Source organism: Sphingomonas pokkalii (genome assembly GCF_003096275.1).
GTDB lineage: Bacteria > Pseudomonadota > Alphaproteobacteria > Sphingomonadales > Sphingomonadaceae > Sphingomonas > Sphingomonas pokkalii.
Window position 1 is genome coordinate 1264739 of the sequence record NZ_QENQ01000001.1, and the last position, 15002, is coordinate 1279740.

The 15002-nt window shown below is 63.6% G+C and carries 5 protein-coding genes and 1 pseudogene; 4 read left to right on the forward strand and 2 right to left on the reverse strand.

Features of this window, described 5'->3' with window-relative positions; all coding sequences use genetic code 11:
• Positions 1 to 5: 5 nt before the first annotated feature.
• From DD559_RS05725 to DD559_RS05740, 4 genes are read left to right on the forward strand one after another with little or no spacing between them, the layout of a single operon-like run.
• Positions 6 to 9671: a non-ribosomal peptide synthetase gene (locus tag DD559_RS05725; protein WP_165830999.1), complete on the forward strand. Its 9666-nt coding sequence runs from the start codon at positions 6 to 8 to the stop codon at positions 9669 to 9671.
• Positions 9672 to 9687: 16 nt separating this feature from the next.
• On the forward strand, positions 9688 to 11055 hold the full coding sequence (locus DD559_RS05730; RefSeq protein WP_165831001.1) for a patatin-like phospholipase family protein: 1368 nt from the start codon (positions 9688 to 9690) through the stop codon (positions 11053 to 11055).
• Positions 11052 to 12263, forward strand: coding sequence for an ArsA family ATPase (locus DD559_RS05735; protein WP_116468337.1), 1212 nt, complete (start codon positions 11052 to 11054; stop codon positions 12261 to 12263). The genes DD559_RS05730 and DD559_RS05735 overlap by 4 nt, the downstream gene beginning before the upstream one ends.
• Positions 12264 to 12316: 53 nt before the next feature.
• Entirely contained in the window at positions 12317 to 13537 is a 1221-nt protein-coding gene (locus DD559_RS05740) for an ArsA family ATPase (RefSeq protein ID WP_116468338.1), read from the forward strand.
• Positions 13538 to 13709: 172 nt separating this feature from the next.
• On the opposite strand, the gene DD559_RS20445 is transcribed toward DD559_RS05740, so the two are convergent.
• Positions 13710 to 13823, reverse strand: coding sequence for an integrase core domain-containing protein (locus DD559_RS20445; protein WP_438270418.1), 114 nt, complete (start codon positions 13821 to 13823; stop codon positions 13710 to 13712).
• A 7-nt stretch (positions 13824 to 13830) separates the two neighbouring features.
• A pseudogene (locus DD559_RS20450) lies at positions 13831 to 14058 on the reverse strand (tyrosine-type recombinase/integrase); the annotation flags it as partial.
• Between the last annotated feature and the right edge of the window lie 944 nt (positions 14059 to 15002).

Sequence of the window (15002 nt, forward strand, 5' to 3'; positions counted from 1 at the left end):
TCCAGATGGATGCACCGCGCCTCTTTACCACGACGCATCTGACCAGCGCCCAGCGGGATGTCTGGGTTGACCTGCACCTATCGGCCAAATCCTCGATCTATATTCTGGGCGGCTATCTCCAGATCGACGGCGCCATCACGTGCGCAATGCTGGGCGATGCGATCGACCGGGCGCTGTACGAGTTCGACTCGCTGCGTCTGGTGTTCGAGACGGGGGCACAAGACGGCGCACCCCTGCAGCGGATTTGCCCGACGATAGAGTGGCAGTTGCCCGAGATTGATTTCAGCGCGCGACCGGATGGCGAGGCGGAGGCACTACGTTGGATCGATGAGCAGGTGGCGTTGCCGTTCGAAGATCTGTCGCGGCCGCTATTCGACTTCGCCCTGATCAAGGTCGGCCCAGAACGACATTACTGGTACATGAAGTACAGTCATCTCGTCTTCGATGGCTGGTCGATTCGCCCTTTCCTCAGTCGCGTCGCCGAGCATTATGCGGCGGCGTGCGCGGACACGGTCCTTGCGCCGGTCGAGCGTTCCTATCTTGCTTATGCCGAACACGAACAGGCCTATCTGCAATCGGAACGTCATGCGGTGGATGTCGCCTATTGGGCATCGGCCTATAAGGATCGGCCCGAGCCGCTGTTCACCGAAAGCAGCGATCAATCCGCCGCTCCCGCGCGGTTGACATCCCGGCTGGCGCGGAGTGATTTCGATGCACTGTGCCGGCTTGCGAGCAGTTGGGGATTATCCATCTCCGATCTTCTGATCGCATTGGTTGCCCTGGCGCTGGGCAAAGCGTTCGACCGGGATGCCCTGATGCTGGGCACCACCACGCATAACCGTCCCAAGGCGCGTTTTCGACAGACTACGGGCATGTTCACCTCGGTCGTCCCCTTGCGGATCGATCTTGCCCCCGACCACTCCGTCGAGAATGTCGCGGCGGCGATAAAGGCCCGATTGCGGCGATTATACCAGCATCAGCAATGTCCTTCGAGCAGCATCGCCAAGGCCATCAATGGCAATGGCGACACCTCGGCACCCTTCGAAGCGACCTTTTCCTACGAGCCCTTTGGTCAGCCGATCCGTTTCGGCGACGCCCAGACCGGTCTGGTGGTGCTATCGCAGGGGTTCAATCGCCACGCGCTGCATGTAGCCGTGCAGAATCATCAGGAAACCGGTCCGGTCCCTGTTCATTTCGATCACGACCCACATCTTGCGCCGCAAGTTGCGGCCATTGCCGGGATCTTCGCGCATCTGGTGCAGCAGCTGCTGTCGACGCCGGACCAGCGGCTTGATTGCTATGTTAGCGTACCCCCGGTGGACGCGGCGATGTTGGGCGGCTTCGCCCTTGGAGAAATCCGGGCCGCCTATGCGAACACCGACTTTCTGAGCCTCTTCGCCGCGCGCGTGGCCGCCGCGCCCCACGCTATCGCGATCACCAAGGATGGGCGCAGCTTCAGCTATGCCGAGCTCGATTGCGCGGCGGAGCATGTCGCCGCCCGTCTGCGCAGCCTTGCCTTGTCGGCGGGGGCCGCAATCGCGGTGGGGTTCGGGCGGTCCGCCGAGCAGGTGGCAGCGTTCCTCGGCATATTGAGAGCCGGTCTGTGCTATGTTCCGATCGATCCTGCGCTACCCCTCGCGCGACGCACCGACATGCTCGTTCGAGCGCGCGTGGCCGCGCTGCTAACACCGGATGACGGCCTGTTCCCTGAATATCTGCGGATCGACATCGATATCGCCACCAGTTTCCGCGGGCCATGGCCGGATGGAAGCGTTGCCCGGGCCTTCCCGCACGACTTGCCAGCCTATGTCATCTTCACGTCGGGTAGCACCGGTGCGCCGGCAGCGGTGCTCGTCAGCCGTGCCGGGATCGGCAATCTGGCGCTTTCACAAGCCGATATGTTCGGGATCGGCGCGGGCAGCAAGATCTATACTTTCGCTTCCATCGGTTTCGACGCGTCGATCTCGGAATTCGTGATGACGCTCGCGGCGGGCGCCTGCCTGGATTTCGGCTGGGGTGAACAGCGGCTGATCGGTGCGGAGCTCTGGGAGTATCTTGGTGGCGCTGCCGTCACGCATGTCACGGTGCCGCCGTCGCTGCTGCGCGTGACGCCGCCGGATGCCGTTCCATCGGGCATCACCCTCATCGTCGCGGGAGAGCATTGCCCGCCGGAAGTGATCGCGCCGTTTCGCAACGTCACGATTTTCAACGCTTATGGTCCGACCGAGACCACCGTCTGTGCGACGATACACCGATATGAGGCCGGGTCCGGCTATTTTCCGATCGGCCGCCCCTTGTACAATCTGCGTTGCCACATCCTGGATCGCGAGCTGCGCCCGGTGCCGATCGGGCTGGTTGGCGACCTTTATATCGGCGGTCCGGCGCTGGCGCTGGGGTATCTGCAGGATCCTGCGCGCACCGCCGAACGCTTCGTGCCCGATCCGTTCGGGACAGTATCGGGCGCGCGCCTTTATCATACGGGCGACCGGGCGCAGTGGCTGCCAGACGGTGCCATCGCTTTTCGGGGGCGCCAGGACCAGCAGGTCAAGATCAACGGCCACCGCATAGAGCCGGAAGAAATCGAAGCGGCGTTGCTGCGCCATCCCGAGGTGCAGGCCGCATGCGTGCTGGTGTCGCAGCGCGACGAAGCGAGCCCGAGCTTGACGGCCTACATCGTCCCGCGCACGCATGGGGCTGTGGCGGATGCCAAGCTCGCCTCGTGGCGGGATCTGTACGACGACATCTTCACGCCGAGCGCGGGCGTGCCGAGCGATTTCGACATTACCGGCTGGACCAGCAGCTATGACGACACGCCGCTGCCTGAGGAAGCGATGCGCGAGTGGCTGCACGAAACGGTGGAGGACGTGCTGCGTCATGCACCGCGGGCCATATTGGAGATAGGCTGCGGCGCAGGGTTGCTGATGGCGCGGCTGGCGCGCCACTGCGATAGCTTCATCGGTACCGATCTGTCGGCCGGCGTGCTGGCTCGCGCGCAGGCCTTGGCCGGCTCCGATCCGGCGATGGCCCATGTCCGGCTTTTGCATCGAGACGCGTCCGATTTCACGGGCTTGGAGCCTGAATCGCAGGATCTGGTGCTGCTCAATTCGGTAACGCAGTATTTCCCCTCGCAGGCCTATCTCGAGCAAGTGATTGCGGGCGCCGTGCGACTCGTTCGGCCAGGGGGCGCGGTGTATGTGGGCGATGTTCGAAGCCTGCCATTGCGGGATGCCTTCTGCCTGGCCGTGGAAGCACATCGCGCGCGTGGAGATACCAGTGCCGCGCAACTGATTGCCCGCGCCGAGCAGCGCGCGGATGCGCTGCGCGAACTGCTGATCGATCCTGCCTTCTTTCAAACGCTACCCGGCAGGGACGGGCGCATCCGTCGCGTCGGCATCCGGTTGAAGCAGTCGCGTTCGGACAATGAGCTGACCCAGTTCCGGTATCAGGTCGTCCTTGAAGTGGGCGATCATGCGGAGGTGCCCGAAGGAAGCATCGACTGGATCGCGGGTGCCAGACTGGCGTCGCTCGCAGACGTCGAGATGCATCTTGCCGGCCATAAAGGTGCCGCGCTGGGAGTGGACGGGTTGGGCAACGCCAGGCTCGCCGATATCTCGGCGTTGCGGACCTGGGCGGAAGCCCAGCCGCGCGCCAGGTTGGATCAGCGCCCGGCCATGGCGCCGAATCCGTGTTTTGCACCCGCGGATCTGGCGCGGATCGCACGCCGGCACGGCCGGCAGCTGGCCTTGCGCCCAAGCCGGACGGGCGGCGATTTCGCCTTCGACGCGATATTCTATCATGGGCCGACTCCACCCCTGTCCTTCGACACCGTTGGCGCTCTCCCGTCCGGCGCGGGTGTGTTCACCAATCGACCAAAACTACAGGATGCACTGGACGTTGTGCATGCGAGCCTGGTGCCGGCACTGCATCGCCATCTGCAGGCGTCGCTGCCAGCGTACATGCTTCCGCGTGGTTATTCGGTAGTCGAGGCGCTTCCCCTCACGATCAACGGCAAGCTCGATAGGGCCGCCTTGCCCGAGGCGGCATCGAGTCCACCGCGGATCGACGCGGGGGCGAGTTCGAAGGTGCAGGCACTCCAGCGGATATGGAGCGCCGTGCTGGGCGTGCCGGTGGGCCCTAACGATGCCTTTGCCGATCTTGGCGGCGATTCGATCCAATGCATCCAGATCGCCAACCGTGCCCGGGCTGAAGGGTGGAACCTGCGCGTTCGCCAGATCTTCGAACTGCAAACCATCGCCGAGATAGCGCCGATCCTCGATACCATCGGAGAAGATGCAGCGCATCCCATGCCTGAAGCGGAGGAGGGGGGCTTTTTCCCACTGACGCCGATCCAGCGGTGGTTCTTCGATCAGGGCTGGGCGAACCCGGGGCTGTTCGTGCAGCACCTCACCCTGCCGGTCACCGAAGCGCTGCGGCCGGCGGCATTGGTCCGCGCCTTCGCGCAGGTGCAATTGGTCCATGCCAGCCTGCGCCTTCGCTTCGTCAGGAATGCGCACGACTGGGAGCAGCAGGTCGTGCCGGAAGACGGGGCACAGCTGCCGTTCGCGGTGGTCGATTTCTCCCATCTGGCGGGTGCGGCGCTGGCGGAGGCGATCGCCGCAGATAGCCAGGCGCGCATTGCTGCCATCGATCCCTTTGCCGGGCCGATCTGGACGGCGGCCTATTACCGGACGGAGACGTCTGAGGACGATAGGCTGTTCTGGGGAATCCATCACCTCGCTGTCGACGGCGTCTCGTGGCGCATTCTGCTCGACGCGCTGGAAGATGCCTATCGACAGCCGACCGTCGACGCGGTGAAGCAATCCGGTAACAGCTTCGGGCAGTGGAGCAGGGCACTTGCCCGCCGCGCTGCCGCGTTCGTCGCGAGCCCGGCGTTGGAAAGCGAAATCGCGCGCGTCAGCGCATCAGCCGCGGCGAGGCCTGCGCTGCCGCAGGCGCCATCGCTCGGGCCGGCTTCCGCCGTGCATGTGAGTAGCTGCGATGCGGCTCTTTCCAGCGCCGTCTTGCGCGCGCGCCCGGAAACCTGCGGCGGCCATGCGCGTGACGTGCTGGCGGCAGCGCTGGTCGCGACGCTCGGTGCGCAGGCAGATTGCCAAGACATTGCTTTGCTGATCGAGAGCCATGGCCGCGAGCCCGGATTGCCTGGGCTGGATATCGCCGCCACGGTGGGCTGGTTCACTACCCTGTTCCCCGTAATCGCCACGCTCGATCGGACACAGCGTCCCAGCGAACTGGTCGCCAGTGTCCGCGCGCGCATCGCGAGCGCGACGGCGACTAGTTTCGAATACAGCATAGCCCGCGGCCTCGTGACCGATCACCCGGTTGCAGACAAAGCCCGCGCGCTGCGCGATCCGGAGGTGACGTTCGGCTATCTCGGCAGTTTCGTAGCCCGATCGGACGGGGGGATCGGCGCCAGACTGGGCGAGGCCAGTTTCGGCCTCGCCACCGATCCGGCCAGTCCGGCGCTCAATGCGCTGGACGTGCAGGCCGTGCATTGGGACGGCAGGCTGGAGATCCGCTGGACCGCAGCGAAGAACCGATATTCTCCGGAACAGATCGCCGATCTGGCCGCATCCTTTGAGCGGCACCTGCGTCGTCTTGCCCGGCCCGATATGGCGGAGGAGAAGGGGCAGGCGGAACTCGACAGGGCAATGGTGGTCGCAACCTGCCCGGCGACGCCGTCACAGCAGGGCATCCTGCTGCATGCCGCGATCGAGGCGGCAAGCGGGCTCTATGTGGAGCAACTGCTGTTCGACATTACCGGCATATTGTCGGTGGAACGATTGAAGCGGGCGACGCAGCGGCTGATCGAGCGCCACGAAGCACTGCGCACGCGCTTTCGCACCGGGGACGATGGCAGTGTTCGCCAGGAGATCCTTGGAAAGGTCGCACTGCCCTGGCAATCGATCGATCTGCGTGGCCTGGAGGAAGCCGAGCGCGACGCGCGGATCGCCGATATCGTGCGTGAGGATCGCCTGCGCGGGCTCCCACCCGAACACGGGCCCCTGTTCCGGCTGACGCTGTTGACAATCGGCGACGACCATCACCGGCTGCTATGGACGCACAGCCACGCGCTGATCGATGGTTGGAGCATGGCCATTCTGGTCAGCGAATGGTTGGCCCTCTACCGTCACGAGGCGCCGTCGCTGGCGCCCCCTCAGCCGATGCGGCGTTATGCCGAATGGCTTGCGGCACAAGCCGACCAGGCTGGGGCACGTGCCTACTGGCGGAAGCTGCTGGCCGGATTCGAAAGCGCTACGGTTCTGCCGTTCCAGGCGGAACCGGCGGGAGCTGCCCAATCGTCTGCGTCGGAGGCCGAACTGCTGCTCGGTCGAGAACTCACCGCGCGACTGACGGATTTCGCCCGGCAGCACCGGACGACGCTCAGCACGTTGTTCAGCGTCGCCTGGGGCCTGTTGCTCAGCCGTTGCGCACAGACCAGCGATGTCGTTTTCGGCACAATCGATTCTGGTCGTTCGGCACCGGTGCCGGGTGCGGAGTCGATCGTCGGGCTGATGATCCGGGCGGTCCCGGTGCGGCTGCAGATCGATGAGAATGCCGGATTGGACGAGATTTTGCGGCAGCTGCAGGCGCAGCAATATGAACGCGAGGCGGCGACGCCGCTGAGCCTTGCCGAAATCCAGGAATTGAGCGACCTGCCGCGGGGCGAGGCGCTGTTCGACAGCTTGCTCGTGTTCGAGAACTATCCTGTCGACGCAGACCTCGATGTTGGCGATCTCGCCATCTCTTTCCAGCATCTTTCGTTACGGACCAACTATCCCCTGACCCTTGCGGTGATCCCAGGGGAACGGATTGCGATGCGCCTGGCATTCAGGCCGGATCGGCTGGCGATCGACCTGGCACCGGCGCTGTTGCACTGGTTCGAGAGTTTATTGGAGCAGATCGTTTCCCGGCCCGAGGCGGAGGCGCAGCACTGGATGCTGCGCGAGCCGCAGAGCCTCGCCCCGCTGCCGCCCGCCCCTGCGGGCGACCTGATAGCCCTTTTCGAGAGGCAGGTTCTCAGGTGCGGCGATGCGCCGGCGATTGTCGAGCGCGACCGCACGTTCACCTATGCCGAACTCAATCAATGGGCCAATCGCGTGGCCGAGGCGCTGATCGTGCGCGGGATCGGTGCAGAGGACGTGGTTGGCATTCACCTGCCCCGCGATCCCGCGATGGTGGCGGCAGTGTTGGGCGTGCTGAAGGCGGGAGCAGCCTATGTGCCGCTGGATGCGCGCTATCCCGCGCAGCGCATCCAGGCGATCATCGCCAATGCGCGTCTGCAGACCCTGATTGGCGCGCCTGACCGGCTCGATCCGCCGGATGCCGATGCGGCGGTCATCGACATTGACCGGCTAGGTGACGAGGATGCGGCCAATCCGGGGCGCCGCTTTTCCCCCGATCAACTTGCCTATGTTCTGCATACGTCTGGTTCGACCGGCCAGCCCAAGGGGGTGGCGTTGCCCATGCGCGGACCGATGGCGCTGATCGATTGGGCGGGACGCCAATTCTCCCGCAGCGAGATCGAGCGGGTGTTGTTCGCCACCTCGTTGAATTTCGACCTGTCCGTGTTCGAGATTTTTCTGCCGCTCTGTCATGGCGGTAGCCTTGTAGTTGCGGAAGACGTCCTGGAATTGCCGCGGCTGCAGGGCATCACTCTGGTGAACACCGTGCCTGCGGCCATGGCGGAGTTGATCCGCACCGCCCCGCTTCCCGCCAGTGTCCGGACCGTGAACCTGGCTGGTGAGCCGGTGCCGCAGTCGCTGGTAGATGCGATCGCCAGCCAGGGCACCGTTCGCCAGATCTACAATCTCTACGGACCGACGGAAACATCGACCTATTCCACTTTCGCGCGGCTCGAACCGGGGGCAACGCTGGCGCCGCCGATCGGCGCGGCGCTCGACCATGAGCGCACGTACATTCTCGACCATAACTTGAACCCCTTGCCCCGGGGGGTTGCAGGGCAGCTCTATATCGGCGGGGCCGGGCTGGCGCGGGGGTATCTGCATGATGGCTCGGCTACCGCCGCGAGTTTCGTGCCCGATCCCTATGCCGGCGTTCCCGGGGCGAGGATGTACCGCACGGGAGACCTTGCGCGCCAACGCAGGGATGGCCAGATCGATTTCCTCGGTCGCGCCGACGATCAGGTGAAAATTCGGGGCTTCCGGATCGAACTGGGCGAGATTGAGGTGGCGCTGAACAAGCGCGCCGATATCGCCGAGGCGGTGGTGACGGTTCGGCGCGACGGCGAAAACGGTGCAGAACTGGTCGCGCATGTGGTGCCCTACGGGCACGCATTCGTTGGGATCGAAGCGCTCCGCCGCGCGCTGGAGGCCTGCCTGCCCGACTATATGGTGCCGCGCCGCTACAACCTGCTCGACCGCCTGCCGCGCAACGCAAGCGGCAAGATTGCGCGGCGCGTGCTTGCCGATGCGGTGGCGGCGGCCCCAACGGTGGCGGTGCAGCCGGCAGCCTATGCCGACGAAACCGAAGCGGCCATCGCCGCCATCTTTGCCGAACTGCTACGCCTGCCTGCGGTATCTCCGCTGGATGACTTCTTTGATCTGGGTGGACATTCGCTGTTGGTGATGCGGCTGGCCAATCGGATCCGGACCCGCTTCGGCTTCGAGCTTTCGCTGGAGAAGCTGTTTGAAGCAGCGAGTCCGCGCGATCTTGCTCTCCTCATCAACAGCGCCGCGCGCACGGCGCGATTGATGGCGCTGCCGGCCTCTACCAGTCTCATCCCGCTGCGTGAAGGAAGCGATGGGCCGCCACTGTTCCTGCTATGCCCGGCATCTGGCAGTGCGGCGGGCTATCTCGATCTGGCCCGAGACATTGCGGGTGCCGGCCCGATCTGGGGCTTGCAGGCGCCGGGCCTCTTTCCTGGCGAGCGGCCGCTGGCCAGCGTTCGCGATCTTGCAAGTCATCTGGTTGGACTTGCGCGGCTGCGTCAGCCCGAGGGCCGCTTCCTTCTGGCGGGCTGGTCCTTCGGTGGAGTGGTAGCGCTGGAGATGGCGCATCAGCTCACGGCACTTGGCCGAGCCAGCACCGTCGTGCTCATCGACACCGAAATCACCAAAGGAACGGAGAAGCGGGCCAAGCGCAGTATCGGGGCAAGGTGGCGCCGGGCGCGTGGCGAATGGCGCGCGATGGCGAAGGCGCGCTTCACCTCCTATGCAGGGCTCCGCCAATGGGCCTTGTGGATTGGGATCAGTTTGCCGGCTCGGCGCAATGCGCTGGTGCTGCGCAGTGCAGCCGAGAAGTGGCGCTTTGCCCTCGCCACGCTGGGAGGCGCCGCACGGGCTGCGCGCCTGTTCGTGACCCATTGGTTGGCCAATCGAAGCTATTGCCTGCCGAGGCTGCACGCCGACGTGGTTCTGCTGCGCACCCAGAGTGCCGATTGGCAGGATGCCGCCCTTGATCCCGCATATGCCGTGTTGCGCGCCCAGGTGCAGGGCAGCGTCGAGACGCTGGCGCTTCCGGGGACGCATATGACGCTGTTCGACGATACCCACCGTCCGATGCTGGCCGCCATGTTGGCGCGTCTCGTCGCGCGCCATGCGGCCCGCGACGAGACGGCGCCGATGACGCCGCCAGCGCCCGCTTTGATCACGTCCACTATGAGCGAGAAACATCATGACTACGCAACATGACTTCCGCGTTCTTTCCATGGACGGCGGCGACGGCCGAGTTACGGCGCAACTGTTGCAGGAAATCGCCCAGCGGCTGGAGCAGAAATACCCCGGCACGGGCGGCAATTTCCTCAATTCGGTCACGCTTTTCGCGGGATCTTCGGCCGGCGGCATCAACAGCCTTTTGCTGGCGCAGCAAAGCGATGCCGACGGTTTCCTGAAGAACGAACTGCTCCCGCTGTGGATGCAGCTGGAACTGGCCATGCTCCCGCTGCCGCCCCGGCCACAGGCTCCTAGCCCGGACAACGCCATCGCCGCCTTCGGGCCGCTGGCACCCTTCGCCTATCCCATTCAGGTGCTGCAATATCTGGCGCAGCTCGGGCTTGCGCTGGCGGGGCTGCACAATGTGGTTAACAACGACGCCATCAAGGCGCTGCTGACCGGCCAGTTCGGGCAGAAGAAGCTGGGCGACCTACACAAGACTGTTGCGATTACCGCGTTCCAGCTCGACAACGAGGACGTCGAAAACCGCCGGTGGGTGCCGCGCGTGTTCACCAACGTGCCTCGCAGCATCGATCCCGATAACAACGATGTCGACGAGCTAAGTATCGATGTCGCGCTGCGGACATCGGCCCAGCCGGTTTATTTCCCGATCTACCAGGCGCAAAGCGGTAAAGGCTCAGGCTTCATCGACGGGGGCTACGTGGCCAACAGTGCCGGCATGGTCGCCATCGCCCGTGCATATGCCCTCATCAACAAGCTCTCGCACCATCCCGTCCAGGCCAATGCGTTGCTGGCCGACGACGCGGAGAACGGTGCGAGCCTCGCGGAGGCGACAATCAACGTGCCATCACCTTCGGCAGCGGCGCTGGCGACGGTGCCGCCATCGGGGAAGGTTCTGATGCTTTCGCTTGGCGCAGGCACTGCCAACAGTTTTCCGGGTCCCGATTATGTCGGGCCGGACCGCCTGAAGTTCGTCGGAGGCTCGGCGACCTGGGGCTATCTGTTATGGTTGCTCAACCCCACCCAGCCCTTCCTGTTGCTCAATGTCGTGCTCAGCGCCCAAATGGAAGAAGTCGATTTCCAGTTGCGCAACATTCTCCAGCCGATCGACGACGTTCCCAGCTATTGTCGCTTCGCGCCGCGCCTCCAGAATAGCCGCGCAGTGCCCGCGCAGGAGCTTCGCTCGTTCGTTCGCGCCGCCATGCAGCAGGACGAGTTGGATCGCGTTGTCGACTGGCTGGTCGCGAGCGGTTGGGTCAGCGTCGACGATCGGGCGCAGACACCGCCGACTCCGCCTGCCGCTGCGGCGGTAGTCCCCGTTCTCGCGAGCGACGATGCTGCTCCTCCCACGGACATCCCTGTCGGAGATTCGCAGGCCGGGCAGAAGGTCGACGAGGCATGAGTACGAGGATCATTCTAGTTTCCGGCAAGGGCGGCGTGGGTAAGACCAGCGTCGCCGCTGCCACCGGGCTGCGCAGCGCTAAGGCGGGCAGCCGTACCCTCGTCATGTCGTTCGATCTTGCCCACAGCCTGGGCGATTCCTTCGCCGTGCAAAGCGCGCTGATCGGCCTGAACAAAGGCGAGCCGCGCACCATCAACGACAATCTCTCCATCCTGGAAATCGATCTGTACGAAGCGTTGGGACGTCAATGGGGCGATACGTTCCAGCTCGTTTCGGGGATGATCTATGGCGGCAACAGCATGCAGGGGGCGCTCGCTTCGGAAGTGGGCGTGATGCCAGGCATGGAGGAGTTGGTCGCGCTGCACTGTCTCCACGAGCATTATGAAAGCGGCAACTACGATGTGATCGTGGTCGATTGTCCGCCTACCGCCGAAGCGTTGGCGTTTGTGGGCTTTGTCGCGCTGCTCGAATTCTATGTGCAGAAGCGACTGCCGGTCGATCGCCGCTTTTCCCGCCTGGCCCGGCCGATCGCACTGTCGATCGATCGATCGTGGGAAATGTTCTTCCCCGAGGATCGACACTTCGCGCTGATCGAACAGATCGCGCGGCGGATGACGGCGATGAACGGCATCCTGCGCGACGCGGCGATTACCACCATCCGGCTCGTCTCCAATCCGGAGAAGATGGTGGTCGAAGAAACAAAAAGGGCGCTGATGTACTTCTCCATGTACGGCATCACCTGCGACGCCGTGGTGATGAACAGGCTGCTGCCGGACGATGCACGCAGCTATGCCAGGCGCTTGGCGTCGCAGGCGGCGTATCTGGCCGAGGTGGAGCAGGATTTCGCTCCGGTGCCGATGTGGCGCGTTCCCTGGATGCCTGGAGAAGTGATCGGTTGCGAAGCGCTGGAGGCGTTCGCGGATCGCTTATATGGTGAGAGCGACGCTCGCGATGCGTTCATCACGGCGCCCGCCTATCGCGTGTTCGATCCCGAAGCGGCGGGCGAGCCCTATCGGCTACAATTGCGTCTGCCCTTTGCGGACCGATCGGACATCGATCTCGCCCGTGTCGAGGAAGGGCTGGCCATCAAGATCGGTCCGTTTCGCCGAGTGATCATGCTGCCACGCGTGTTGCAATCGCTCAACGTTCTGGGTGCCAAACTCGTCAACGATCATCTCACGATCCGATTTGGCGGCTTGCGGGCCTGATCGGGGATGGCCTGCACCCGCCATCTCGTCCTCCATCGCTCGGTAAGGATCCTATGACGCGCATTATCCTCGTTTCCGGCAAGGGCGGCGTTGGCAAGACCACGCTGGCAGCGGCCACCGCCCTGGAGATCGCCAAGAGCGGGCGAAAGACGCTCATTCTCTCGTTCGATCTTGCCCATTCGCTGCGGGACTCGTTCGGCCTTGGCGGCTTTGTCGAATTGGCACCGGAGGAGGATGCGCATGCGCTCACGCCGTTCCTCGACATCAAGGAACTCGACGTATCCAAGGAAATCGAAAAGGAATGGGGGCCGGTATATGGCCATCTCGCCAAGCTGATGTCGCGCGGCGGGCTTGATTCGGCACTATCGCAGGAACTTGCGATGCTGCCCGGCATGGAAGATATTTCCGCCTTGCTGGCGCTGCACAAATATGTGCGGCTGGGGCGTTATGAGACGGTGGTTCTCGATTGCCCCCCGACGGCCTCTACCCTTCGTTTCATCGGTATGGCCTCCGGCATGAAGTGGTACGTTGATAACCGGCTTAAGCGCGAGCGCGCGCTGGCGCAGGTGCTGCGGCCGCTCGCGCGGATGATCGACCGCGATTCCTTCCATCTACCCGGGGACGATTTCTTCGCGACATTCGCGGAGATCGTGCAAAGCCTGACCGCGCTTGAGGAACGATTGCAGGACCCTGACGTCACGTCCCTGCGGCTCGTCTGCAACCCGGAACGCATCGTGATGCGGGAGACGCAACGCGCCTTCATGTACTTCTCCATGTACGGCGTCGCTGTCGATCAGGTGGTGATCAACCGCGTGTTCGTGGATGACGAGCCCTATTTTCGAGCGCATGCCCAGAACCAGCAGGATCTGATCGCATCGGTTAGCGCAAGCTTCGAAGGCGTTCCCTGCGTGCAGGTGCCCTTCCTTGAAGGCGAAGTGGTCGGCCTGGCTGCACTCGAGCAGTTTGCCGCGGCCGTTTATGGCGGGCAGGATCCCGCTGCGGTTTTGCACCGGCGCACCCCGGTGACCTACACGGTAGAGGGCGAAGAATTCGTCATGACCATGTCGCTACCCTTTGCCGAACGCGAGCAGTTGGACGTCAGCCGACAGGGCGAGGATCTGCTGATACGTGTCGGCACGTTCAAGCGGCGTGTCACCCTGCCCAGCGCGTTCGCAACATTTGCGGAGAACGTCGCGTCGCTGGAGGATGGTGTATTGCGCGTGCGTTTTTGCACACCTGCATCGAGCCGCGAGGAAGCGGTCGCGGACGGTTAGCTGTTTAGAGTCCTCGATTAGGAGAACCCCTCCGACTTCAGTCGAATACCGGCTTCAGCCATCGACTCGGCCAGTAGGGACCCTGTCTCGGAAATATACCTCCGGCCAGAACGAGATTCCGCGCTTCATCGGAGGGGATTAGCCCCGACCGGTGAAGCAAATTCGGCCGGTCTCAGGACCCCCGGGATGTGTGAGGTCGGCTCTCGTTGAACTCCGCCCGCCACGCCTTGATCCTGGCCCTGGCATTGCCCCAACGATAAAAACCAGTGCGTGTTGAGGTATTCATCGCGCACCTCTCGAACCTCCGTGACGAGCGCGAGGACCTGTTTGGAGAGTGGGACGCGATGCGGGCGGCCCATCTTCATCTCCTCGCCGGGGATGGTCCAGACCGTCGCTGTAAGGTCGGACTCCGTCCACTCCGCAGCGCACAGTTCGCCGGGCCGCACAAAGACGTGTGGGGTTAGCCGAAGGGCCAGGGCAGCTGCTGGTTGCCCTTCGTAGCCATCTATGGCGCGTAGCATCGCGCCGACCTTGTCGGGTCCGATGATCGCGGCATGACGATCGTCCTACCGCCAGTACCGACCACCGCCAGGCTGCACGAGGAGGTACATGCCGTGCAAGTCCCGAGTCTTGAACGCATTGTCTCGCGGTTTGATTCGACGGACGGCTGCCTCGGTGCGCATGACGGTATCTCCCCCTCTGGCGCAGCGCGGATACCGTAAGGTGCCGCGGGTTCCAATGGATCGACCCGGATTTGGGTGGATCAGATACCGTCAGAAACGACGCAAATCTGCCGTTTTTGGGAGGTTACTGGATGTCTGTGGAGAAGTGGATGGTGCCGGGGACGGAATCGAACTGGCTGAAATATGAAAGTTAATTCAAAGACTTGAACAAGATACCGTCAGCCCTGATACCGCGTGATATACCGTCACCGGCAAATGTAGGGTGGGTTCGATTCCAAAATGGCTGGCGATTCCAGCCTTGTTTGGGCCTAACGTAGGATGAGACATTGCCATCTGGCGCCCAGAAATGCAAATCTGAGCAAGAAACGGCGGGTATTTGACTTCCGCGGTACCGGCGCTTGTGAAGTCAATGATCCCATCCGTGCGTGGACTCGGCGAGGCGCCTGCACCAGACTTGCGCTCGTGTCGGAGTTCACCCGCTGGCGATGGCGAAAAGTGGACTTTTCTGCCGTTCCCATGTAGCGCGTGGACTGCAGCTTTCGCAAAAAGCTGCCACTCTGTCAGCGTTGCGCTATGGCCTCAACGATCGCGATTTCCACGCCGACGGCTTGCTCACACATGTTCATCAGCGATCGGCTGTTTGCCTGCGACGCGCATGGTTCCTTTCCACGCTTCACGTCAGCGTCAGAGCAAGGTGCGACGCATTGAACGGCGATAGCGCCTTCGAGCGCACAACACGCCCTGTGGCGGGTAGCGAGCCATTTAGTTGCCTTCCGCCCGTC

What these genes read in the sequence shown, in the direction of transcription:
- DD559_RS05730 (WP_165831001.1), top strand. Translation starts at nt 9,688, where the DNA reads ATGGACGGCGGCGACGGCCGAGTTACGGCGCAACTGTTGCAGGAAATC.
- DD559_RS05735 (WP_116468337.1), top strand. Translation starts at nt 11,052, where the DNA reads ATGAGTACGAGGATCATTCTAGTTTCCGGCAAGGGCGGCGTGGGTAAG.
- DD559_RS05725 (WP_165830999.1), top strand. Translation starts at nt 6, where the DNA reads ATGGATGCACCGCGCCTCTTTACCACGACGCATCTGACCAGCGCCCAG.
- DD559_RS20445 (WP_438270418.1), bottom strand. Translation starts at nt 13,823, where the DNA reads ATGAATACCTCAACACGCACTGGTTTTTATCGTTGGGGCAATGCCAGG.
- DD559_RS05740 (WP_116468338.1), top strand. Translation starts at nt 12,317, where the DNA reads ATGACGCGCATTATCCTCGTTTCCGGCAAGGGCGGCGTTGGCAAGACC.